Source organism: Yersinia sp. SCPM-O-B-9106 (C-191) (genome assembly GCF_026183365.1).
GTDB classification, from domain to species: domain Bacteria; phylum Pseudomonadota; class Gammaproteobacteria; order Enterobacterales; family Enterobacteriaceae; genus Yersinia; species Yersinia rochesterensis.
In genome coordinates this window covers 3,137,273-3,159,927 of the sequence record NZ_CP110791.1, presented here as the reverse complement: position 1 = coordinate 3,159,927, position 22,655 = coordinate 3,137,273, and the positions used below count along the sequence as shown (strand labels likewise).

Below are 22,655 nucleotides of genomic sequence, written 5' to 3'. Positions count from 1 at the left end.
CACATGCAGCTCTTCAGTCAACCATCATATTGATGTTGAGGTTGTACATAATCCAGAGTGAGCCCACAACAACGATTGCGATAATCATAGCGGTGAACAGGAAAGCCACCAGATTCCAACGTTCCTCGGACGATCCATTCATATGTAGGAAGTACACCAGGTGCACGATAATCTGCACCACGGCTAAACCGACCACTGTGGCCAGAATAGTCGTATGGGAGGCGGTACCGCTCATCACCATAGCGAATGGAATAACAGTCAGAATGACCGACAGAATGAAGCCAATAATATATGACTTCAAGCTACCGTGGCTGGCTCCACCGTGAGTCGTTGTTGAATGACTAGATGTTGGATGGCTCATCACATAGCTCCTAACAGATAGACAACGGTGAATACGCAGATCCAGACCACATCCAGGAAGTGCCAGAACAAGCTCAGGCACATCAGGCGGGTACGGTTCGTTTCATTCAGGCCGCGTTTTGCTACTTGAATCATCATAATGATGATCCAAACCAGGCCAGCGGTAACGTGAATACCGTGGGTAGCAACCAGTGCGAAGAAGCTAGACAGGAACGCGCTGCGATCCGGGCCGTAACCTTCAGCAATCAGGTGATGGAATTCATAGATTTCCATTGCCACAAAGCCCAGGCCGAACAGGAAAGTTAGACCTAACCAGGTATTAACCTGGTTTTTGTGGCCTTTGTTCATGCCCAGCATCGCGATGCCGTAAGTAATACTACTAAACAGCAACAGGAAAGTTTCGACCAGAACAAAGTTCAAGTCGAAGATATCCCGGCCTGAAGGACCGCCAGCGGTCCCGTTTACCAGCACTGCATAAGTTGCAAACAAGGTCGCAAACAAAATACAGTCGCTCATCAAGTAGATCCAGAAGCCGAATACTTTCGTCGCTCCTGCATCGTGATGCCCATGCTCTGCATGGGCGACGTTATGGTTAGTCAGAGTTTCAGTTGACATGATTCACGCCTGCTTTGCTGATTTGTTCATGATGAAGATCTTCAATGCGCTCCACTTCTGCAACTGGCACATAGTAATCAACATCCTCGTCGAAGCTTTTCACAATCCAGGTCACAATCATGCCGACGAAGCCAACGATGGCCAGCCACCAGATGTACCAGATCATGGCAAAGCCGAAGATCAAGCTGAAGCCAGCAATAATCACACCTGCACCGGTGTTCTTCGGCATGTGGATTTCTTCATATTTCGCTGGGCGTTTGTATGCTTCGCCTTTCTCTTTCATATCCCAGAATTCGTCACGGTCTGTCACTTCAGGAACAACAGCGAAGTTATAGAACGGCGGTGGGGAAGAGGTAGACCACTCCAGCGTACGGCCACCCCATGGGTCACCGGTCAGGTCACGATTCTGTTCGCGGTCACGGATACTGACGAACACCTGGATAACCTGGCACAAGATACCGCAAGCAATCAGCACTGCACCGCCTGCTGCCACCATTAACATCGCGTGGAATTCTGGGTTGATGTCCTGGCTCAGACGACGGGTCATGCCCATAAAGCCCAGTACATACAGTGGCATAAAGGCAACGAAGAAGCCGATAATCCAGAACCAGAATGCACGGATACCCCATTTTTCATTCAGCGTGAAGCCGAAGGATTTAGGCCACCAATAAGTCAGGCCAGCGAAGCAACCGAACACCACACCACCGATAATCACGTTATGGAAGTGGGCAATCAGGAACAAGCTGTTATGCAGTACAAAGTTTGCGCCCGGTACAGCTAACAGAACGCCGGTCATCCCACCAATAGAGAAGGTGACGATGAAGCCAATAGTCCACAACATCGCGGAGTTAAGCTGAATACGGCCTTGGTACATGGTGAACAGCCAGTTGAAGATTTTCACCCCAGTTGGGATGGAAATAATCATGGTCGCTATACCGAAGAAGGCGTTAACGTTGGCACCTGACCCCATGGTGAAGAAGTGGTGCAGCCAAACAATAAACGACAGTACGGTAATCGCGATGGTTGCCCACACTAAAGAGGTGTAACCAAACAGACGCTTTCTGGAGAAAGTCGCGGTAACTTCGGAGAATACCCCAAATACCGGCAGAACCAGAATGTACACTTCCGGATGGCCCCAGGCCCAAATCAGGTTGATGTACATCATCATGTTGCCACCCATATCATTGGTAAAGAAATGGGTGCCAAGGTAGCGGTCCAGAGTCAGCAACGCGACGGTCACAGTCAGGATCGGGAAAGAAACGATAATTAAAATGTTGGTGCAAAGTGCCGCCCATGTGAAGACAGGCATCTTCATCATCGACATGCCAGGCGCACGCATTTTCAAAATAGTGGCGAAGAAGTTAACACCGGTCAGCAAGGTCCCTAAACCAGAAATCTGTAGACTCCAGATCCAGTAATCGACCCCAACACCAGGATTGTACTCTTTCCCTGACAGTGGCGGGTAGGCCAACCAACCGGTTTGCGCGAATTCACCGACCCCCAGAGAGATGTTGATTAACACCACCCCGACGACAAAGAACCAGAAACTCAGGGAGTTCAGGAACGGGAAGGCAACGTCACGAGCACCGATTTGTAGCGGTACGACCACGTTCATCAAACCCACCACAAAAGGCATCGCCATGAAGAAAATCATGATAACGCCGTGAGCGGTGAAAATCTGGTCATAGTGATGAGGCGGCAGGAAGCCGGCCTCGCCAGCGGAAGCAAGTGCTTGCTGGCTACGCATCATGATGGCGTCGGCAAAACCACGCAAAAGCATGACCATGGCGACCAGAATGTACATGATACCGATCTTTTTATGGTCAACCGAAGTCAGCCATTCGCTCCATAACCATTTCCATTTGCCGAAATAGGTCAGGGCAGCGACAAGAGCCAGCCCACCCAGAACAATTGCAGCAACAGTAACCATAATGATTGGTTCGTGTAGCGGAACCGCATCAAGTGTTAATTTTCCCAACATCGTTTTATTCCTCGGCTCCGGCGTGAGCGGCGTGTTCGCCCATATCCATGCCCTGGCTCATATCCATACCTTTATGGGTATCATCGCCTTTCTTGTGCATGTTCATATCGCCCATAAATTTGCCAATAATTCCCTTAAACAGCTCCGGTTTAACACTGGAGAAATACTCAACCGGGTTATTTTCGCTCGGTTCAGCCAGTTTATTGAAATCGTCAGTGGTATTCAGGGTGTTCGGCGATTTTTTCACCTGTGCGACCCACTGGTTAAAGTCTTCCTGCGTAGGTGTTGCGATCGCAGTGAATTTCATACCAGAGAAGCCTTTGCCACTGAAGCTGCTGGAAATACCATTGTATTTACCGGCTTCGTTAGCAATCAGATGCAATTTGGTTTGCATCCCAGCCATCGCATAAATCTGCCCGCCTAACTGAGGGATAAAGAACGAGTTCATTACTGAGTTGGAGGTGATTTTAAAATTCACCGGAACGTCAGTAGGGAAAGCCAGTTCATTTACTGTAGCAATACCTTGTTCTGGATAGATAAACAGCCATTTCCAGTCAAGGGAAACCACTTCAATAGTGATCGGTTCTTTACCAGCCACTTCGAGCGGTTTGAACGGGTCAAGTTCGTGGGAGGTTTTCCAAGTTATCGTGGCTAAAATAGCAATGATAATGATTGGAACAGCCCAAACAACAAGCTCAATTTTGTTGGAATGGGACCAGTTTGGGGTGTAGGTCGCACTTTTGTTGGACGCGCGGTACTTCCATGCAAAAGCAAACGCCATAAAAATAACCGGAACTACGACGATCAACATTAAACCGATAGCAGTGAGTATCAGTGTTTTTTGCTCGACTCCGATTGCGCCTTTGGGGTTCATCAATACCATATCGCAACCACTGAGCATTACCGTGGCTGCTAATAAAGACAACATACCCATATTTTTAATGTATTTCTTAAGTCTCATCTAACGACCTCAATTACAAAAGGGCTCTATTGTCGTTTCATGTGTGCGGGCATTTTACGGGAAGGTTGCAGGACTGTAAACATACATCAGATTGTGTCAGCGGCTTGTTGACACTTTATGTTAAGGGGGTCACAGATGTTGTGCAGCGTGATAATTTACTAATGGTAACAATATGTTGGCGAAAGTGCTTGGGAGTGAAACTGAGGATGTTAAGGAAAAACAACGGTAATTGGCGTTTTATTCGTGGTAAATACTGATTTTTAATTATTTCGTAAGCTTATTTTATGTAAATAATATGTGATGCAATGGTAAATTTAAATATATTCCGGAGCGCTATAAATAGCTGCTCCGGAATCATTTAGTTAGAAGTTATATTTAATGGAATAAACGATACCATCTTGTAAAAAATCTTCGCCTAATTTGTTATAAGCATAACGGTACTGAATACCAGTAGTGAATTGCTTAATTGGTGTCCACCAAAGCGCAATGGCTCCGTTCACCCCGTCACGGCCACCGTTACCTGCGGCGTAGCGCTCAGCGCGGTTGAACTCCAATTCATTCCAGTTGGTGATGCTGAAGTTCTCATCGAATGCAGTAAAGTCATAACCTGCAACCCAACCGACGACATAACCGTTATTGCCTGAGTAATAGGTTTGATCAACATAATGCAGTGCAACGAAGGGTTTCATCCACACGCCAGCAACCGTTGCGTTATAGCCGATGCCGTACAAGGTATTCACTTCATGGAAGTTACTGTAATTATTACCTTCTGCACTTGGCAGTGAGTAAGTTCCGTAAAGGTGGCCATACAGGTTGAAACCGGTATCGCCTAAGTAGTAACGCCCGGTTGTTTTGAAAGTATAACGTTGGTTATCACCAGGTTGTGCCGTTTTTGAATTGAATGGGTTTTCTAAGTCAAAGAAGCCGTAAACTTCGCCCCAGCTATAACCTGCCCCACCTTCCAACTCAATATATGCGAAGTCATCTTTATGCGAAGAATTACCTGATTTATGCGTCGTACTGCGCGTCCAGTCTAAGTAGTTCATGCTGATATTAGCAAATCCCCATTGGTATTCAGCTTGCACAGCCGGAGCCAAGGTGATCGCAGCCAGCGCCGCAGCACCGATAAGAATTTTACGCATAAATGCCTCTGTGTGGTTGAAAGATGTCAGGAGAAATAAAAGGACATAATCCCTAACAAAAAGTGCGCTCATCATAGACTCAGAGCACGAAAGGATAAATAGTTGAAAGTGACGCAGATCTCTTTTTGTGAATAATATTTTGCAATTGTTGCTTTGATTTGTGATTAAGCTCAACAAATCAGCAGGGGAGTATTCGGATAGCTTATTTTGTAACCATAAAAAAAGCCGGTATAAATACCGGCCTTTGTCATTTAATGCGGTTTATTAAGCTAACTTTTCGCGCCTGAGTGCAAGATAATCTAATACCCCACCGAGAACCATGCCGAGCACGCTGAGCTGAATACCCCGTAACAGCAACATGTCAGCCACTTGGGTAGCTGCGGTCCAATCTAGCGCATTACTTATCAGTAAAATCAACCATGCAGCGAGTAATACGCAACCAATTGTCAAAAAGCGTAATGCCCAGCGATAAGCCGTTTTAAACGCCGTTCGCGGCATAAATTCATCTGTTTTCTGCGTATGCTCCAACGTCTTGCGGCAGATATAAAGCAATATCAGGCCAGGAATGGCCGCAGCAATGGAGAATAAATAGAAGAGAGGCCAGCCATGTGTTTCAACAAACCATCCGGCGATTGGGCCAACATATACACGGCCCACTGCGGATAATGCTGATAACAAAGCAAATTGTGTCGCGGAGAAAGATTTATTACACAGCGTCATCAGCAGAGCAACAAACGCCGCCGTCCCCATACCACCACACAGATTTTCCAGGAAAATGGCGCTACCCATGGAGAGTATATTTTTGTCTGTAATGGATAATAGCCAATAGCCAATGTTGGATACGGCTTGTAAAATGCCGAATATCATCAATGCCCTGAATAAACTCAGGCGCTGCATCAGCAGGCCGCCATACAGTGCACCAATAATTGTGGCGATTAATCCTAGGGTTTTATTGACCAGTCCGACTTCACCTGCATCAAATCCCACTCCACGAATCAAGAAAGTGGTGCTCAAGCTGGCGGCAAAGGCATCGCCCATTTTGTACAGCACGATTAGCAGCAGAATTAGCCATGCATTGTTGCGACCAAAGAAATCGCGCAATGGTTCGACGATTGCCTGTTCCAGTGTTTTCGGCGGAGCAATTCGAATGTCGGGTTCAGGGGCTAATAAGGTGGTAAATACCCCAATGAGCATCAACCCTGCCATCAGCCAGTAAGTGGATTGCCAACCGAGATAGCGATCCGCTATCCATAGCGCCAGCCCGCCAGATACCAACATGGCGAGGCGATAACCCAGCACGGAAACTGCGGCACCGGTGCCGCGCTCTTCTGCCGTGAGTAAGTCGGTTTTGTAGGCATCAAAAACAATATCTTGCGATGCAGAACAGAATGCAACCAGCACAGCAATAGCGGCCAGCCACCATAAATGTTTAGCCGGCTCCATAAAGCCCATGGCGATAATGGCGATGATTAATAGCAATTGGCTGATTATCAACCAACCTCGGCGACGCCCCAAAAATGAAGGGGTATAGCGGTCCATTAATGGGGACCAAAGGAACTTAAAAACGTAAGCTTGGCCGACTAAGGAAAAAATACCAATGGTTTTCAGGTCGACGTTTTCGACCGTCATCCAAGCTTGCAATGTCCCGCCGGTCAGGGCTAAAGGCAGGCCTGAGGCAAATCCCAACAACAAAAGAACAAGAGAATTACGTTGGGTAAAAAGGTTCGAATAGCGATTGGGCATGTGAGACCTACATGCTCAACCCCATGAGCGGGGCAGAGCATTCTGTTAAGCAGTAATAATGATATTAAGCAAACGGCAGATTAGCGGGCATTTTGTTTGATAAAGCTGCTGACACTGGTGTCCTGCGCCATATCTGCAATCACATCACTCAACACGGTATTAACGGCATCAGTGATCTTTTCGTTGGTCGCAGTAAAGGCGCCCTGGACGTTATAGCTGGCGCGGTAGTTTTTAACCTGCTTATTGCCGTTTTTCGCGGTTGCAGTAATCGAAATGTCGGCTTTGGTGGTAATGTTATAGCGAAGATTACCTTCCTGTACGTCAGCAAACAGTTGATTGACAACAATTTGTAAGTCAACTGGCGCATTAGTACCAATCATATAGCCGCGAGCCGTCATTTGCTTTTCGAGCACTTCTTGTAACAGGAAACGCAGATCACGCGATGGCGTTAATACCACCAACTGACCATCACGATTCACCTTAGCCAACGCAGCATCTTGGCGCTGATCAGCCCCATTAATGCTGATAGTCACCCCCATCAGGGTTGGATCTTGAGGTGGCAAGACCACTTTCGGAGTGACATTCAATGTGTTGTTACTGGCAGCACAGCCCGCCAGAATAAAAACAGCTAACAGCGGGAAAAGAATTTTCTTTAGCATGTTCACTTTCTCAATAGTTATGGAATTCTTTAATAATCAGAGCGGGATAGCAGCCATGTTATTTTGCGAGTTTGCAGTGGCGACATCATAGCACTGCGAGTGGCTGGTGGAAGATCCTGATGTAGAGAATTTCACCAAAAAATACGTTTTTCCCCCAAGAGACCTTTCGTTTACGTCAAAGCGCTTACAAATAGCATTTTGGTTAATGAGGAGATTGGCCCCTTAGCTTGAGCCGATAGCGGTGAGATATTCGGGATATTTTGTATCTGAAATGTTATAAAACAGCGAAAATACACTAATATTGCAATAGAACCTGTATTGCAATAGAACCTAATTGCAATAGAAAGTAGGCAGTTTTCTGCCTCAGCAGTAAGGAGAGCATGATGATTTTGATTCGAGAACAAATTGAAGAAAAACTAAAAGCGGCATTCGAACCGGATCATCTGGAGGTAATTAATGAAAGTTACCGCCACAATGTTCCTGCTGGTTCGGAAAGTCATTTTAAAATTGTGATCGTCAGCGATAAATTTCAAGATCAACGCTTTCTTACTCGCCACCGCGCGATTTATAGTGCGTTGGCTGAAGAGTTGGCGAGCACGGTTCATGCGCTGGCTTTGCACACTTATACCCTGAAAGAGTGGGCTGGATTACAAGATACCGTACCGGCTTCACCCTCTTGCCGCGGAGCAGGAACGTTGGCTTAACAGGAAAATTGGCTTAAACGGCCAGATTAATTAAATCAGGCTTGATAACAGTAGTCATTCCAGCCTGATTTAGGGTATTAGTAGATGAGAATTTTGCAGGCGGCCTTAGGGCCGCTTGTGTTTCTGTATAGGCGACATTTGCATTTTATTGGTGCGCCACAGGAGTTTTAGCCGAGGGAACGATTCTCGCGTGAATTTTACCGCGACAACATTCGCTTGCTTTCCTCGACTCATAACCTGTGCGCCGCTATAATGTCGCGTCTTATTTTTCCGGAATGGTTTCGGGACGCTTCTGACATCTGGGATACTCGGTTCTGTATAATGCGGCCGTCCCGGTTCTTAGAGGGTGTTTTCAGAGTTCGCATCATTCCTGACAAAGGGTGTGATGCTGCTTCGATGGCAGCTTCTGGAGTTGACCGAGCACTGTGATTTTTTTGAGGTAACAAGATGCAAGTTTCTGTTGAAACCACCCAAGGCCTTGGCCGCCGTGTAACAATTACTGTTGCTGCTGACAGCATTGAGAAAGCAGTAAAAAGCGAATTAGTGAAAGCCGCTAAAAATGTTCGTATCGACGGTTTCCGTAAAGGCCACGTGCCGATGAACATCGTTGAGCAGCGCTACGGCGCATCTGTTCGCCAGGACGTTCTGGGTGATCTGATGCAACGTAATTTCGTTGATGCGATCATTAAAGAAAAAATCAACCCAGCTGGCGCACCTAACTATGTGCCAGGCCAGTACAAAGAGGGTGAAGATTTTACTTATTCCGTTGAGTTCGAAGTGTATCCGGAAGTTGAGCTGAAAGATCTGGAAAGCATTGAAGTAGAAAAGCCAGTTGTTGAAGTCAATGACGCTGACGTTGATACCATGCTGGAAACTCTGCGTAAGCAACAAGCAACCTGGAAAGAAACTGACGCCGCAGCAACAGCTGAAGATCGCGCAACGTTGGATTTCACCGGCTCTATTGACGGTGAAGTGTTCGAAGGCGGTAAAGCGACTGATTTCGTGCTGGCAATGGGTCAGGGTCGTATGATCCCTGGTTTCGAAGAAGGTGTAATCGGCCATAAAGCCGGTGAAGAATTCACCATCGACGTAAACTTCCCAGAAGATTACCACGCAGAAAACCTGAAAGGTAAATCAGCTAAATTCGACATCGTGTTGAAGAAAGTTGAAGTGCGTGAGTTGCCAGAACTGACTGAAGAATTCATCAAACGTTTCGGCGTTGCTGATGGTTCAGTAGCAGGCCTGCGTGCTGAAGTGCGTAAAAACATGGAACGCGAGCTGAAAGGCGCGGTACGCAACCGTGTTAAAACTCAGGCAATCGACGGTCTGGTTAGCGCTAACGAAATCGACGTTCCAGCTGCACTGGTAGAAAGTGAAATCGACGTTCTGCGCCGTCAGGCTGCACAGCGTTTCGGTGGCAACGAGAAACAAGCTGCTGAATTGCCACGCGAATTGTTCGAAGAACAAGCTAAACGTCGCGTTGTTGTTGGTCTGTTGCTGGGCGAAGTTATCAGCCAGCACGAACTGAAAGCTGATGAAGATCGTGTTAAAGCGCTGATCGAAGAAATGGCATCTGCTTACGAAGATCCGCAAGAAGTTGTTGAGTTCTACAGCAAGAACAAAGAGCTGATGAACAATATGCGTAATGTCGCTCTGGAAGAACAAGCAGTAGAAACTCTGCTAGCTAAAGCCAAAGTTACTGAAAAACCAACGACCTTTAGTGAGCTGATGAATCAGACCACTACTGCGTAATGTTTTTTAGCGCATCAAACTGGATATAATTTATCTGGTGTATTGAAAAAGCCCGTAGCCTTCTGGCCGCGGGCTTTTTCTTTTAGTAACAATAATCCTTCAATAGTATGATTAATCTGACATCTTTAGCTGTAATTTGCGCTATATTTGAAAAGTGTTAACAGGTAAATAATCACTAGGGCGTCGGGACTACGGCAGAGATTGTGAGTGAGTTTCAGGTTAAAAAGAGGGTTGTTAGACTAAAAAAAAGTTTCATTGGGGCTTGAAAATGAATATTAATCCCCCAATTAATCTAACAGACGTTCATCTGAAACACTGGTTGATTACCACCGTCGAATGAGTCTGTATCTACCCTAAATAATTCGAGTTGCAGGAAAGCGGCAAGGGAGATAACCCCGATGAGCTTACTGTTGTAAGTGATTCGGGTTATTGAGTGTAGCCAACGCACATGCAGCTTGAAGTATGACGGGTATAACCGGGCTGTTTGCACGCATGAACATAGTCATCATTGCTTATCTCAAGTAGAATCGGTTATGAATGGCGCCAAAGTAAATTCTATTAGGAGACGGTAATGTCATACAGTGGCGAACGAGATCAATTTGCACCTAACATGGCTCTGGTGCCTATGGTGGTTGAGCAGACTTCACGTGGAGAGCGTTCTTACGATATCTTCTCCCGTCTGCTTAAAGAGCGCATTATCTTTCTGACTGGCCAAGTTGAAGACCATATGGCCAACTTGATCACAGCACAAATGCTGTTTCTGGAAGCAGAGAATCCAGAAAAAGACATCTTCCTGTATATCAACTCGCCAGGCGGGGTGATTACTGCTGGGATGTCAATTTATGACACCATGCAATTCATTAAGCCAGATGTTAGCACTATCTGTATGGGCCAGGCGTGTTCAATGGGAGCATTCCTGTTGACTGCGGGCGCTAAGGGTAAACGTTTCTGCTTGCCGAATTCACGGGTTATGATTCACCAACCGTTGGGTGGTTTCCAAGGCCAAGCTACAGATATTGAAATTCATGCCAGAGAGATTTTAAAAGTGAAATCGCGTATGAATGAGCTGATGGCACTTCACACGGGAAAATCTCTTGAAGAAATAGAGAGAGACACTGAGCGTGACCGTTTCCTGTCTGCTGAACAGGCTGTAGAATACGGTTTAGTTGATTCTGTGTTCACCCGTCGTGACTAACGACTTATTTCTGTGAGCCGATATACTATAGTTAGTGTAAATAGATAGTGAATGTAAATAGAACAAATCGTAGTGCTGCATAAAGCCAATTGCGTATTGTTTGTGCCCTACTCATTATATCGGCTGTCCGTTGCAAGCTAACGTGGCGTACAGAAATAGCGAGAATAGTCTCCCTGTCGCATGGTTTCAGGTGTGACAGATACTGAAGAAGAGGTTTACTGATGACAGATAAGCGCAAAGACGGTTCTGGAAAGCTGCTGTATTGCTCTTTCTGCGGCAAAAGCCAGCATGAAGTGCGTAAGCTAATTGCCGGGCCGTCAGTGTATATCTGCGATGAATGTGTCGATTTGTGTAACGACATTATTCGCGAAGAGATCAAAGAAGTTGCGCCGCACCGGGAGCGTAGTTCGCTGCCAACGCCGCACGAGATTCGTCGCCACCTGGATGATTATGTCATCGGGCAAGAGCCGGCGAAAAAAGTGTTGGCCGTTGCGGTATATAACCATTACAAACGTTTACGCAATGGCGACACCAGCAATGGTATCGAGTTGGGTAAAAGTAATATTCTGCTGATCGGCCCGACAGGCAGTGGTAAAACGCTGCTGGCGGAAACATTAGCTCGCTTCCTGGATGTGCCATTTACCATGGCAGATGCGACCACACTGACCGAAGCCGGTTATGTGGGCGAAGATGTTGAAAATATCATTCAGAAGCTATTGCAGAAATGTGATTACGACGTTCAGAAAGCGCAACGCGGTATCGTCTATATCGATGAAATTGATAAAATTTCACGTAAGTCTGATAACCCATCAATCACCCGCGATGTTTCGGGCGAAGGTGTGCAGCAGGCCTTGCTGAAATTGATCGAAGGGACTATTGCTGCCGTACCACCACAAGGTGGTCGTAAGCATCCACAGCAGGAGTTTTTACAGGTTGATACCTCTAAAATTCTGTTTATCTGTGGTGGTGCTTTTGCGGGTCTGGACAAAGTTATCGGGCAGCGCATTAACACCGGAACGGGTATTGGTTTCGGCGCTACGGTAAAAGGCAAATCAGAAAAGGCAACAGAAGGCGAATTATTGAGCCAAGCTGAGCCGGAAGATCTGATTAAATTCGGTTTAATTCCTGAATTTATTGGCCGTTTGCCAGTGGTTGCAACCTTGAGTGAATTGAGCGAAGACGCCCTGATTCAGATTCTGAAAGAGCCGAAAAATGCGCTGACTAAACAATATCAGGCATTGTTCAATCTTGAAGGCGTTGAACTTGAATTCCGTGATGAAGCGCTGACGGCGATTGCTAAGAAAGCGATGGCACGTAAAACCGGTGCTCGTGGTTTGCGCTCTATCGTAGAGGGTGCTTTGCTCGATACCATGTACGATTTGCCGTCTATGGACAGCGTGGAAAAAGTAGTGGTAGATGAGTCAGTTATTGCTGGCCAATCTGCACCGATGCTGATTTATGGCCAGCCTGAAGCTCAAGCTTCTGGCGAATAATTAGCCAAATAATCCAGATGGTTAGTATGACAATGGGGGATTTTATCCCCCATTTCTTTTTCCTCGCATTGTAATCGTTGAATGTAAGACATTCGTCCCCATATACTCAATTACCTATTTAGTGAAACTCGTGATGACTCGTGTTTCACGAGATTCCCAGTAATCTGGCGGAAGCTAAACTAAGAGAGAGCTCTATGAACCCTGAGCGTTCCGAACGCATAGAAATCCCCGTATTGCCTCTGCGCGATGTGGTGGTTTATCCGCATATGGTGATCCCACTGTTTGTTGGCCGGGAAAAGTCAATTCGGTGCCTGGAAGCTGCAATGGACCATGATAAAAAGATCATGCTGGTTGCGCAGAAAGAAGCCTCGACGGATGAGCCTGGTATCAATGATCTGTTTTCAGTCGGCACCGTAGCCTCTATTTTGCAAATGCTGAAATTGCCTGATGGCACGGTAAAAGTGCTGGTTGAAGGGCTACAGCGTGCGCGTATCACCACGCTTTCCGACAGCGGCGAGCATTTTGCTGCGCAGGCGGAATATCTTGAATCGCCGGTGATGGACGATCGTGAACAGGAAGTGTTGGTTCGCACGGCGATTAATCAGTTTGAAGGCTACATCAAGCTGAATAAAAAGATCCCGCCAGAAGTCCTGGCTTCGTTGCACAGTATTGATGATGCAGCACGCCTGGCTGATACTATCGCGGCTCATATGCCGTTGAAGTTAAATGATAAACAAGCTGTTCTGGAAATGTTCGATGTGACCGAACGTCTGGAATATCTGATGGCGATGATGGAGTCTGAAATCGATCTGTTGCAGGTCGAAAAACGGATTCGTAATCGTGTCAAAAAGCAGATGGAAAAGAGCCAGCGCGAGTACTATTTGAATGAGCAAATGAAAGCCATTCAGAAAGAACTGGGCGAGATGGACGATGCACCTGATGAGCATGAAGCGCTAAAACGCAAAATTGAAGCGGCTAAAATGCCGAAAGATGCGCGTGAAAAAACTGAAGCTGAACTGCAAAAACTGAAAATGATGTCGCCGATGTCGGCTGAAGCCACTGTAGTTCGTGGTTACATTGATTGGATGTTGCAGGTGCCGTGGAACAGCCGTAGCAAAGTTAAAAAAGACTTGGTAAAAGCGCAGGAAGTTCTGGATACCGACCATTACGGCTTGGAACGCGTTAAAGATCGTATTTTAGAATACCTCGCAGTACAGAGCCGGGTCAGCAAAATCAAAGGGCCAATCCTGTGTCTGGTGGGGCCTCCTGGGGTGGGTAAAACCTCTTTGGGGCAATCTATTGCTCGGGCGACAGGCCGTCAGTATGTGCGTATGGCATTGGGTGGCGTGCGTGATGAAGCGGAGATTCGCGGTCATCGCCGTACCTACATCGGTTCCATGCCAGGTAAATTGATCCAGAAAATGGCAAAAGTCGGGGTGAAAAACCCGCTTTTCCTGTTGGATGAGATTGATAAAATGGCGTCTGACATGCGCGGCGATCCAGCGTCTGCATTGCTGGAAGTGTTAGATCCAGAACAAAACGTGGCATTTAACGATCACTACCTGGAAGTGGATTACGATCTCTCGGATGTGATGTTTGTGGCGACCTCTAACTCCATGAATATTCCAGCCCCGTTGTTGGATCGTATGGAAGTTATTCGTCTGTCTGGCTATACCGAGGATGAGAAACTCAATATTGCTAAACAGCATTTGCTGCCAAAACAATTTGAGCGTAATGCCATCAAGAAAGGTGAGTTGACCATTGATGATAGCGCGATCATGAGTATTATCCGTTATTACACCCGTGAAGCTGGGGTGCGTAGTCTGGAGCGCGAAATCTCCAAACTGTGTCGTAAAGCAGTCAAAAACCTGCTGATGGATAAAACGGTTAAGCACATTGAAATCACTGGCGACAACCTGAAAGACTTCTTGGGTGTACAGAAAGTCGATTATGGCCGTGCTGATACTGAAAACCGTGTAGGGCAAGTGACGGGCTTAGCATGGACAGAAGTGGGCGGTGATTTGCTGACCATCGAGACCGCGTGTGTGCCGGGTAAAGGTAAACTGACTTATACCGGTTCACTGGGCGAAGTTATGCAAGAGTCCATTCAGGCTGCATTGACCGTGGTGCGTGCGCGTGCGGATAAATTAGGCATTAACCCTGATTTCTACGAAAAACGCGATATCCATGTGCATGTGCCTGAAGGCGCGACGCCGAAAGATGGCCCAAGCGCAGGTATTGCGATGTGTACCGCGCTGGTTTCTTGTCTGACGGGTAACCCGGTGCGTGCCGATGTTGCCATGACTGGCGAAATCACTTTGCGTGGCTTGGTATTGCCAATCGGTGGTTTGAAAGAGAAACTGCTGGCGGCTCACCGTGGTGGGATCAAAGTGGTGCTGATTCCAGATGATAACAAACGTGATTTGGAAGAGATTCCGGACAATGTTATCGCCGATCTGGAAATTCATCCGGTTAAACGAATTGATGATGTTTTAGCCATTGCTTTGCAAAATCCAGCCTTCGGGGCACAGCCGGTAGCGTCAAAATAGTGACGGATCGCAAAAAGTATTGATAAAACTGATGCTGGGAAGTGAAATGCTACTTGCCAGCTATTTTCTGTGCCGCTAAGTTAGTTCATCTGTCTGACAAAAGTTTAAGCCTTTGGGCTGCTTGCTAAGGTCGGGCAGGGTTGATATAACAGCTGCGCTGTCGTGTTGTCCGTAGGGATTTTCGGCGCGACAATAGAATTCTAAAGGGGATGAAAGAGTGAATAAGTCACAACTAATCGACAAAATTGCCGCAGGTGCTGATATTTCTAAAGCGGCCGCTGGACGCGCGTTGGACGCAATTATTGCTTCTGTTACTGAATCTTTGAAAGAAGGGGATGACGTAGCTCTGGTTGGTTTTGGTACTTTTGCAGTACGTGAGCGTTCTGCACGTACTGGCCGTAACCCTCAGACAGGCAAAGAAATCAGTATTCCAGCCGCTAAAGTTCCAGGTTTCCGCGCCGGTAAAGGCTTGAAAGACGCTGTAAACTGATTGCCGCGCCAATTATCACCTGTAGCCGAATATTGTTTGTGTTAAACAATAACCTGACGCAAACAATAACCTGACGCAGTTGAGCTGGTAAGGTAAGATACAAGGCGCATCGTTAATGATGCGCTTTTTTTTCGCGCAGCAGCATGAAGGGCTGTCGCAAGGAATGCTGGGTTTATTTAGACCTGCGCAACAGTTTTTATCCATATTACAGCGGAGTATTGTCACATTATGATGGACAATTTACGCGCGGCTGCTAATAACGTCGTGCTCAAAATCATTCTAGCCTTGATCATGTTGTCCTTTATCCTGACTGGGGTTGGCAGCTATTTGATTGGCGGTTCCAACGACTTTGCAGCCAAAGTTAATGGCCAAGAGATTAGTCGTGGTCAGTTAGAACAGGCTGTGCAGAGTGAACGTGGCCGCTTGCAACAGCAATTAGGTGAACAGTTCTCCGCATTGGCTGCGAATGAAGGCTACATGCTACAACTGCGTCAGCAGGTACTTGGGCAATTGGTCAACAATATGTTGCTCGACCAATATGCTAAAAAATTAGGCCTGACTGCCAGTGACGAACAAGTGAAAGATGCCATCCGCCAGGCACCTTATTTCCAGACTGATGGTAAGTTCGACAACAGCAAATATCTTGAGCTGGTTAATCGCATGGGCTACACCCCAGACCAATTCGCTCAATTACAGCGCCAGCAGCTGGTTAATCAGCAATTGCTACAAGCCTTTGGTGATACTGGCTTTGTACTGCCTGTCGAAGCACAGGCGATGTCAGCGTTGATTTTACAACAGCGTGACGTCCGTCTGGCAACGCTAGACCTTAAAGCTCTTCAAGCGCAGCAGAAAGTCACTGATGAAGAACTGCAAGCGTATTACGACCAAAATAAAAATAGCTTCATTGCACCTGAACAAATGAAAATCAGTTTCATTGCGATGGATGCCGCTGCGATGCTGGATAAAATCACGATCACTGAAGAAGATATCGCCGCATATTACGAGCAGCATAAAAGCACCTATACCCAGCCAGAGCGACGTAACTACAGTGTTATTCAGTTTAAAACTGAAGCTGAAGCCAAAACTGCATTGGATGAGTTGAAAAAAGGCGCTGATTTTGCCGCTATGGCAAAAGAGAAATCGACTGACATTATTTCCCGCAAAAATGGCGGCGAATTGGGTTGGTTGGAGCCGGAAACCACCGCGGATGAGCTGAAACAAGCCAATCTGACTGAAAAAGGTCAGTTGTCTGATGTGGTGAAATCTTCTGTGGGTTATTTGATTGTTCGTCTTAACGATATCAAACCTGCACAGGTAAAACCGTTGTCAGAAGTTCATGATGCACTGGCTAAACAGGTTAAGCAGGAAAAAGCAGTTGATGCTTATTACGCCTTACAGCAAAAAGTAAGCGAAGCTGCTACCAGTGACAACGAATCTCTGGCGTCGGCAGAAGAAGCCGCAGGTGCTAAAGCTAAGCAAACTGACTGGTTCACCCGTGATGCTGTGCCAGCTGAGGTTAATTTCAAACCTGTGGTGCAAGCAATCTTTGAGGGTGGCTTAGTGGGTGAGAATGGCGCACCTGGCAGCAACTCTGATGTCATCACCGTTGATGGCGACCGTGCTTTTGTTATCCGCATTGACGGCCACAAACCTGAAGGTATTGAGCCATTTGATCAAGTTCGTGATCAGGTTGCCGAGCTGGTAAAACGTCAGAAAGCAGAACAATTGGCCCGTGTTGATGGTGAGAAGATCCTGACTGCGCTGAAGCAAGGCAAAGGCGAAGAAGCGATGAAAGCCGCTGGTATTAGCTTCGGTGAGCAGAAAACCTTGTCACGAGCACCAGATGATGACCAATTAGTACAGACTATCTTTAGCTTGCCTCATCCGCAAAAAGACCAGCCGGTGTATGGCTTGTCTCAGGACCGTCAAGAAAACATCGTCTTGATCGAGCTGTTATCGGTGACTCCGGGTAAATTGCCGGAAAGCGAGATGAAGGCCTTCGTCGCGAAGATGGAAGAAGGGTCTAGCGGTGTGACCTTTGATGCACTGATGGCGAACTTGCGCAAACAGGCCACTATTAAGATGGGTCCTGCGGAGCAACAACAACCTCAATAAAGTCATCATTGCAATAAGCTCCGCATTGATTTGCAATTCGATGTAACAACGAAAGGTCGCTTTGGCGGCCTTTCGCATATCTAAAATCTGCCCTTTGCGGCAAATCGGAGGCTGAGGCAAGGTAGGTATGCTGTCAAACACAAGGAGGATACAGCATGAAATTCATCGGAAAATTATTTGTCATAGCCGCATTATTAGCAGGTTTTAATATCCAGCCTTTGGCTTATGCCGCTCCCAGCCTCTCGGAGGGTAAAGCTCTCAACCCATCCGACAAAATCACGGCCAAGAGTAATCTTGCACCCAAAACCCCGGTAAAAACCACACATGATAAAATGATTGTAACTGCTACAGTGGGCAATCCGTTGGATAACGCACAGAACCAAATCAATATTAATAGCGCTGATGCGGAACAGTTGGCACAGTCCCTCAACGGGATAGGCAGGAAGAAAGCCGAAGCCATTGTGAACTATCGCGAGCAGTTCGGTTTTTTCACTGATGCAGAACAATTACTTGAAGTTCCGGGTATTGGCCCCTCTTTCTTAGAGAGAAATCGCGGCAAGCTGAGAATGTAGACGTCAGTTATAAAAGAGTCAGGCGGGTATTAGTGAGTATTTGTCTGGCTCTTTCATCACAAACAATGCCCAGTATTCCATAATGTAAGGCGCAACTGTCCGGTAAAAATGTGACGTTAATCTGAATTATTGTGATGTTAATCCTAATTATATAGTAAGCATTCTATGAAGTGACTTTCCTCTGCTAGTCTTTCTTTCGAGGTCATACCAGTTGTGGTTATCACTTTATTATTACGATTAACTGTTTGGAGAAGCTCGTCGCCATGCATACTCATATCAAAGTTAGGGGTTTTCATATTGATGTTTTTCAACATGTTAATAATGCCCGCTACTTAGAGTTTCTCGAAGAAGCGCGTTGGGAATGGCTTGAAGGGGAGCCAGCCGCGCAATGGATGGCTGAAAATCAAATCGCTTTTATAGTAGTTAATATCAATATTAACTATCGTAAACCCGCAGTCTTGGGTGACTTATTGCGGATAGATAGCCAACTGTTAAAGTTGAATGGGAAAAGTGGTGTGATGAAACAAATTGTCACGCTGGAACCTGAGTTAATTCCGATAGCTGATGCAGAGTTGACTTTTGTTTGTATCGACCTGCATAGCCAAAAGGCATTACCCATTGATGGGGAATTGCATGAAAAGCTTCAGGAGTTTGTTAATCGAGGGCGCTAAAAGGAAACTGTGATTAATATTAATCTAGACCTACCTCGCTCTGATTGAGCGAGGTCGTGAGCGCAGGGCAGTGATTTCGCTCAGGTAGTCACACTGGAGTACAAGATCAAACCAGCCCGGTTTTTTGTTTTAAGCTCAATAAAACTTTAGATTTATTAGCCAGATAGAACTCTAGCCCTTTGGCGCGTAAGTGGCAGGCAGCACATTGACCGCAGCCATCACCCTGAATCCCATTGTAGCAGGTTAGGGTGTCATGACGGACGCGATCAAGTTGCTGATAATAATCTGCCAATGCCCATGTCTCGGCTTTATCAAGCCACATCAGCGGGGTGATGAATGCTATATCTCGACCAATACCTAAATCTATTGCATGGTTAAGGGCCTTAACGAATTCATCCCGACAATCTGGGTAACCGGAGAAATCTGTTTCGCAGACGCCAGTAATAACCGCTTGGGCTTGTACCTGATAAGCATAAATGGCCGCCAAGGTCAGAAAAAGAATATTACGGCCAGGAACAAATGTGCTGGGAAGTGAATCTCCAGCCTCTTCATTGTGGATTGGGACGGGAATACTGTCTCGAGTCAGGCTGCTGACCGCTAGCTCATTGAGCATCGTCACATCCAACACTTTGTGCGCTTTAGCGCCCAGTTGAATTGCCAAATCGCGAGCAACATCGATTTCTGTACGGTGTCGCTGCCCGTAATCGAACGTTATGCAGTGGACTTCATCATACTGCTGTAATGCTTGAATTAAGCAGGTTGTGGAATCTTGCCCACCACTAAAAACAACTACGGCACGTTTCATACTGTTACCTCGTACGGCTGTGAGCTTTAACTAGCTAATCTCACAGCAAAATTAAAAACTGGCAGTATGGTACTCAGATAGTGCTAGAAAAGGTAGCTGCCTGAGTTTGGTTATCAGGTTGTTGTGGGGGTAACCATGCTTGGCTGAAGTCGAACCAACCGTAACCTGTTAATGTTACACCATTAATTCGTGGTGGGGCATTGACCTGATATTGATAGTTGAACAGCGGCAGAATCAGCCCGGACAACATCAGGTTATTATAGTGTTCCCGTAATTGGCGAAAACGTTCTGGAGCCAGTTCGATTTGCTGAATGTGAGCTAGCGTGTCTTGCTGCTGTTCCCGTTGCTGTGGTGAGAGTATGCCACGCCACAGTGGATCAAGCCGGAGCCAGCTTTCCATTGCGGCTTCAGGTGATTCACCGACTAAATGGTCTGCTAATAATAAATCAGCCTTTTCAATTTGGCGGGTATCTTTCCACTGTTTATCGTCGCTAGCACGGATTTCTAAGGTACAACCTTGTGCTGCCAATACTGTTTTTAGTTGCTCGGCGACACTTTTTAGCTCCATTGGTGGCTGATATATCAGTATCAGATGGGCTGGCAACTGGGGGTCTTCATCAGCCTTAAACTTCGGGATTGGCCAGCCCGGCAGCATTTCATGGCTTGGCGTTATGATTCCGCGTCGGATTGATAGCTCCTCCAATATGCCGGAGGTTTGCACTAACATCAGCAACTTGGCTATTTGCTGCGGAGTCATATCACTGCGGTGCTGATTAATTGCCAGATAACAAAATCCCAGGCTCATACTGCGCTGGACGGGGCGTGCTAAAGGGAAGTCCTCTTCCTGACCGATGGTAATACGCACCGGATGTTGGCAACCCCCGTCGGCTGAGTGCTCCATCAGACTCGGGGTTATCCAATACTCGATAATCTCCAGATAAGGGTGCTGCAAATGGTAGAATTCATGTTGTTCTAGCCGTACCAGATGCTGTTCGAAAGTCGCCAACTTAAAAGGACCTGCGCCCAGCAGGGGGTGGTCTGGATGAAATAAGCGGCAGGGTAAATCAGCCAATCGATGAGCTAACCAGTAATCCGGCTGAGAAAGTGTAAATTGCAAACATAAAGCGTGGGGGAGGGTGATGGTCAGGATATTGGCAAAACTGGGTTGGCTGCGCGTATTTTCCCGCAGTAACATCAGCGTCTGCAATAATTGCTGGCCGTGAAGGCGTTCCCCATTATGCCAACGCAACTGACTACGCAAAAAGAAGCGCCAGGTTAAACCATCATCACTGACTTGCCAGTGGTGAGCCAGATCCGGTTTGGGCTGAGGGTCACCGGTGTTAAAACGGGTCAGGCCCGCGTGTAAGGTATAAATCAGGTGTTGTTCGGCCCTCCCTATGGCGGTGAGTGGGTTTAAGGGTTCAAGTGTACGGTAATAAGGAATACGCAATACAGGGCTGTCTGCTTGCCATTGCCCGCCCATATGAGGGTTCAGCAAGGCTTGTAGGCGGTCGGGTGCCAGTTGAGCCAATTCGAGTGCAGCCTGGCTATCACCTTGTTCGAGAAACACCTGTAGATAGGCTGCCCGAAGTGCATCGGGGTTTTTCAGACATTGCAGTTGTGCCCGTTTTCCCCGACCCACCTGTGAATGCCAACTGAGCCACTCATTAGCCTGTAGCTGTTGTATTAAGGTGCGAGCATGACGTTCGCTGCAAAACAGCAGGCCAGCAACCTCACCGACGGTAGTCGCCGCTAAGTTATCTCCGAACTTTTGGTATAGGCGCTGATATTGGGTGAGCCGATGTATAATGCGCATAATTAAATCCGGAATAGTTTAAATTATTTGTTCACTATTAGTTCCGTAAATACTACGCCATAATTTTATACATATCACCAGTTTCACTCTTTATGAGGTTTTAAATGTACCGTTTAGCCGCTTTTGATATGGATGGAACCTTGCTAATGCGCGACCATAAGATTGGCGGCGCGACATTGAATGCGTTACACCAGTTAGTGGAGAGCGGAGTGATCCTGACATTTGCCACTGGTCGGCATTACCTTGATATGAAAGGCATTCTGTCTCATTCAGGCATTAACGGTTATTTAATTACTGGCAATGGCACTCGAGTGTGTGACATGGATGGAGTGCATTTAGATGGTATGGATTTACCGGCAGAGCTGGTGGAGTTTGTGCTGCGTACCCCATGGCAGACAAATGCCAGTGTTCATATCTTCCGTGATGATGGTTGGTTCACTAATTACAATGATCCAGCATTACTGGCGGCCCATAAAACCAGTAGTTTTCAGTTCCAACTGACCACGCTGGATGCATTACCGATGACGGGTAATCACAAAGTTTGCTTTATTGCGTCACATCAAGAGCTAGCTGAACTTAAGATTCAGCTTGAGCAGCAAATGGGCGAAAAAGCTGATTTTTGTTTCTCGGCCGAGGAGTGCCTCGAAATGTTGCCTCGTGGTTGTAATAAAGGGGCGGCTTTAGAGCGATTAAGCCATCATCTTGATTTAACCTTGGCTGATTGCATGGCGTTTGGCGATGCGATGAATGATAAAGAAATGTTGTCGCGAGTCGGCCGTGGGCTAGTGATGGGAAATGCATTACCGCAATTGAAGCAAGAGTTACCTCAATTACAGATTATTGGTCGCTGCGAGGAACAAGGCGTAGCTCACTATTTGCAACATTGGCTAAGTTCACCACACCTCACCTATTCCCCCGAATTCTGAGGTCATATGCCCTTGGTTCTTTAAACTGAACCTTGGGTGTAGCTATTAGCCAGCCGGATAACCATCCGGTTTTTTTCTTCCTCAAAGGGCCTATATTAAGGCCCTT

At 46.8% G+C, this 22,655-nt stretch carries 19 protein-coding genes; 10 read left to right on the top strand and 9 right to left on the bottom strand.

Annotated features, from left to right (window positions below; all coding sequences use genetic code 11):
* Positions 1 to 13: 13 nt before the first annotated feature.
* The 7 genes from OP863_RS14430 to OP863_RS14400 form a co-directional block, all read right to left on the bottom strand.
* The gene (locus OP863_RS14430; protein ID WP_005163527.1) at positions 14 to 361 is read right to left on the bottom strand and encodes a cytochrome o ubiquinol oxidase subunit IV; all 348 of its coding nucleotides are present in this window, start codon (positions 359 to 361) and stop codon (positions 14 to 16) included.
* The gene (locus tag OP863_RS14425) at positions 361 to 975 is read right to left on the bottom strand and encodes a cytochrome o ubiquinol oxidase subunit III (RefSeq protein WP_005163525.1); all 615 of its coding nucleotides are present in this window, start codon (positions 973 to 975) and stop codon (positions 361 to 363) included. The genes OP863_RS14430 and OP863_RS14425 overlap by 1 nt, the downstream gene beginning before the upstream one ends.
* Positions 965 to 2,956 (bottom strand): cytochrome o ubiquinol oxidase subunit I, encoded by a 1,992-nt coding sequence (gene cyoB, locus OP863_RS14420; protein WP_050291378.1) that lies wholly within the window; start codon positions 2,954 to 2,956, stop codon positions 965 to 967. The genes OP863_RS14425 and cyoB overlap by 11 nt, the downstream gene beginning before the upstream one ends.
* 4 nt (positions 2,957 to 2,960) lie before the next feature.
* Positions 2,961 to 3,917: a cytochrome o ubiquinol oxidase subunit II gene (gene cyoA / locus OP863_RS14415; protein WP_050291377.1), complete on the bottom strand. Its 957-nt coding sequence runs from the start codon at positions 3,915 to 3,917 to the stop codon at positions 2,961 to 2,963.
* 362 nt (positions 3,918 to 4,279) lie between these two features.
* Positions 4,280 to 5,059 (bottom strand): outer membrane protein OmpK, encoded by a 780-nt coding sequence (locus OP863_RS14410; protein WP_038631503.1) that lies wholly within the window; start codon positions 5,057 to 5,059, stop codon positions 4,280 to 4,282.
* Between the two features lie 264 nt (positions 5,060 to 5,323).
* Positions 5,324 to 6,802, bottom strand: a complete 1,479-nt coding sequence (gene ampG, locus OP863_RS14405) for a muropeptide MFS transporter AmpG (protein ID WP_038631505.1) — start codon at positions 6,800 to 6,802, stop codon at positions 5,324 to 5,326.
* An 80-nt stretch (positions 6,803 to 6,882) separates the two neighbouring features.
* Positions 6,883 to 7,461 carry a lipoprotein gene (locus OP863_RS14400; RefSeq protein WP_038631507.1) on the bottom strand — a complete coding sequence of 193 codons (579 nt, stop codon included), beginning with the start codon at positions 7,459 to 7,461 and terminating at the stop codon, positions 6,883 to 6,885.
* 383 nt (positions 7,462 to 7,844) lie between these two features.
* On the opposite strand from OP863_RS14400, the gene bolA reads away from it, so the two are divergent.
* The 9 genes from bolA (at position 7,845) to OP863_RS14355 (ending at position 19,002) form a co-directional block, all read left to right on the top strand.
* Entirely contained in the window at positions 7,845 to 8,165 is a 321-nt protein-coding gene (gene bolA / locus OP863_RS14395) for a transcriptional regulator BolA (RefSeq protein ID WP_072082505.1), read from the top strand.
* 447 nt (positions 8,166 to 8,612) lie between these two features.
* Entirely contained in the window at positions 8,613 to 9,917 is a 1,305-nt protein-coding gene (tig, locus tag OP863_RS14390) for a trigger factor (protein WP_004393494.1), read from the top strand.
* 571 nt (positions 9,918 to 10,488) lie between these two features.
* On the top strand, positions 10,489 to 11,112 hold the full coding sequence (gene clpP, locus OP863_RS14385; protein ID WP_004392666.1) for an ATP-dependent Clp endopeptidase proteolytic subunit ClpP: 624 nt from the start codon (positions 10,489 to 10,491) through the stop codon (positions 11,110 to 11,112).
* A 221-nt stretch (positions 11,113 to 11,333) separates the two neighbouring features.
* Positions 11,334 to 12,605, top strand: coding sequence for an ATP-dependent protease ATP-binding subunit ClpX (gene clpX / locus OP863_RS14380; RefSeq protein WP_004714578.1), 1,272 nt, complete (start codon positions 11,334 to 11,336; stop codon positions 12,603 to 12,605).
* A 194-nt stretch (positions 12,606 to 12,799) separates the two neighbouring features.
* Positions 12,800 to 15,154: an endopeptidase La gene (lon, locus tag OP863_RS14375; RefSeq protein ID WP_004707582.1), complete on the top strand. Its 2,355-nt coding sequence runs from the start codon at positions 12,800 to 12,802 to the stop codon at positions 15,152 to 15,154.
* A 217-nt stretch (positions 15,155 to 15,371) separates the two neighbouring features.
* On the top strand, positions 15,372 to 15,644 hold the full coding sequence (gene hupB, locus OP863_RS14370) for a nucleoid-associated protein HU-beta (RefSeq protein WP_004392663.1): 273 nt from the start codon (positions 15,372 to 15,374) through the stop codon (positions 15,642 to 15,644).
* A gap of 228 nt (positions 15,645 to 15,872) precedes the next feature.
* Positions 15,873 to 17,759: a peptidylprolyl isomerase gene (ppiD, locus tag OP863_RS14365; RefSeq protein ID WP_265525445.1), complete on the top strand. Its 1,887-nt coding sequence runs from the start codon at positions 15,873 to 15,875 to the stop codon at positions 17,757 to 17,759.
* 155 nt (positions 17,760 to 17,914) lie between these two features.
* Positions 17,915 to 18,331: a ComEA family DNA-binding protein gene (locus OP863_RS14360; RefSeq protein WP_145589736.1), complete on the top strand. Its 417-nt coding sequence runs from the start codon at positions 17,915 to 17,917 to the stop codon at positions 18,329 to 18,331.
* 263 nt (positions 18,332 to 18,594) lie between these two features.
* Positions 18,595 to 19,002 carry a YbgC/FadM family acyl-CoA thioesterase gene (locus tag OP863_RS14355; RefSeq protein ID WP_145589735.1) on the top strand — a complete coding sequence of 136 codons (408 nt, stop codon included), beginning with the start codon at positions 18,595 to 18,597 and terminating at the stop codon, positions 19,000 to 19,002.
* 106 nt (positions 19,003 to 19,108) lie between these two features.
* Here OP863_RS14355 and queC read toward each other — a convergent pair whose 3' ends face one another.
* Both queC and OP863_RS14345 read right to left on the bottom strand, forming a co-directional pair.
* Positions 19,109 to 19,807, bottom strand: a complete 699-nt coding sequence (gene queC / locus OP863_RS14350) for a 7-cyano-7-deazaguanine synthase QueC (protein ID WP_038631516.1) — start codon at positions 19,805 to 19,807, stop codon at positions 19,109 to 19,111.
* 73 nt (positions 19,808 to 19,880) lie between these two features.
* Positions 19,881 to 21,623, bottom strand: a complete 1,743-nt coding sequence (locus tag OP863_RS14345; RefSeq protein ID WP_145591269.1) for an SgrR family transcriptional regulator — start codon at positions 21,621 to 21,623, stop codon at positions 19,881 to 19,883.
* Positions 21,624 to 21,727: 104 nt separating this feature from the next.
* Between OP863_RS14345 and cof the strand changes: the two genes are divergently transcribed.
* Positions 21,728 to 22,549 (top strand): HMP-PP phosphatase, encoded by an 822-nt coding sequence (gene cof / locus OP863_RS14340; RefSeq protein ID WP_145589732.1) that lies wholly within the window; start codon positions 21,728 to 21,730, stop codon positions 22,547 to 22,549.
* The last annotated feature ends 106 nt before the right edge of the window (positions 22,550 to 22,655 follow it).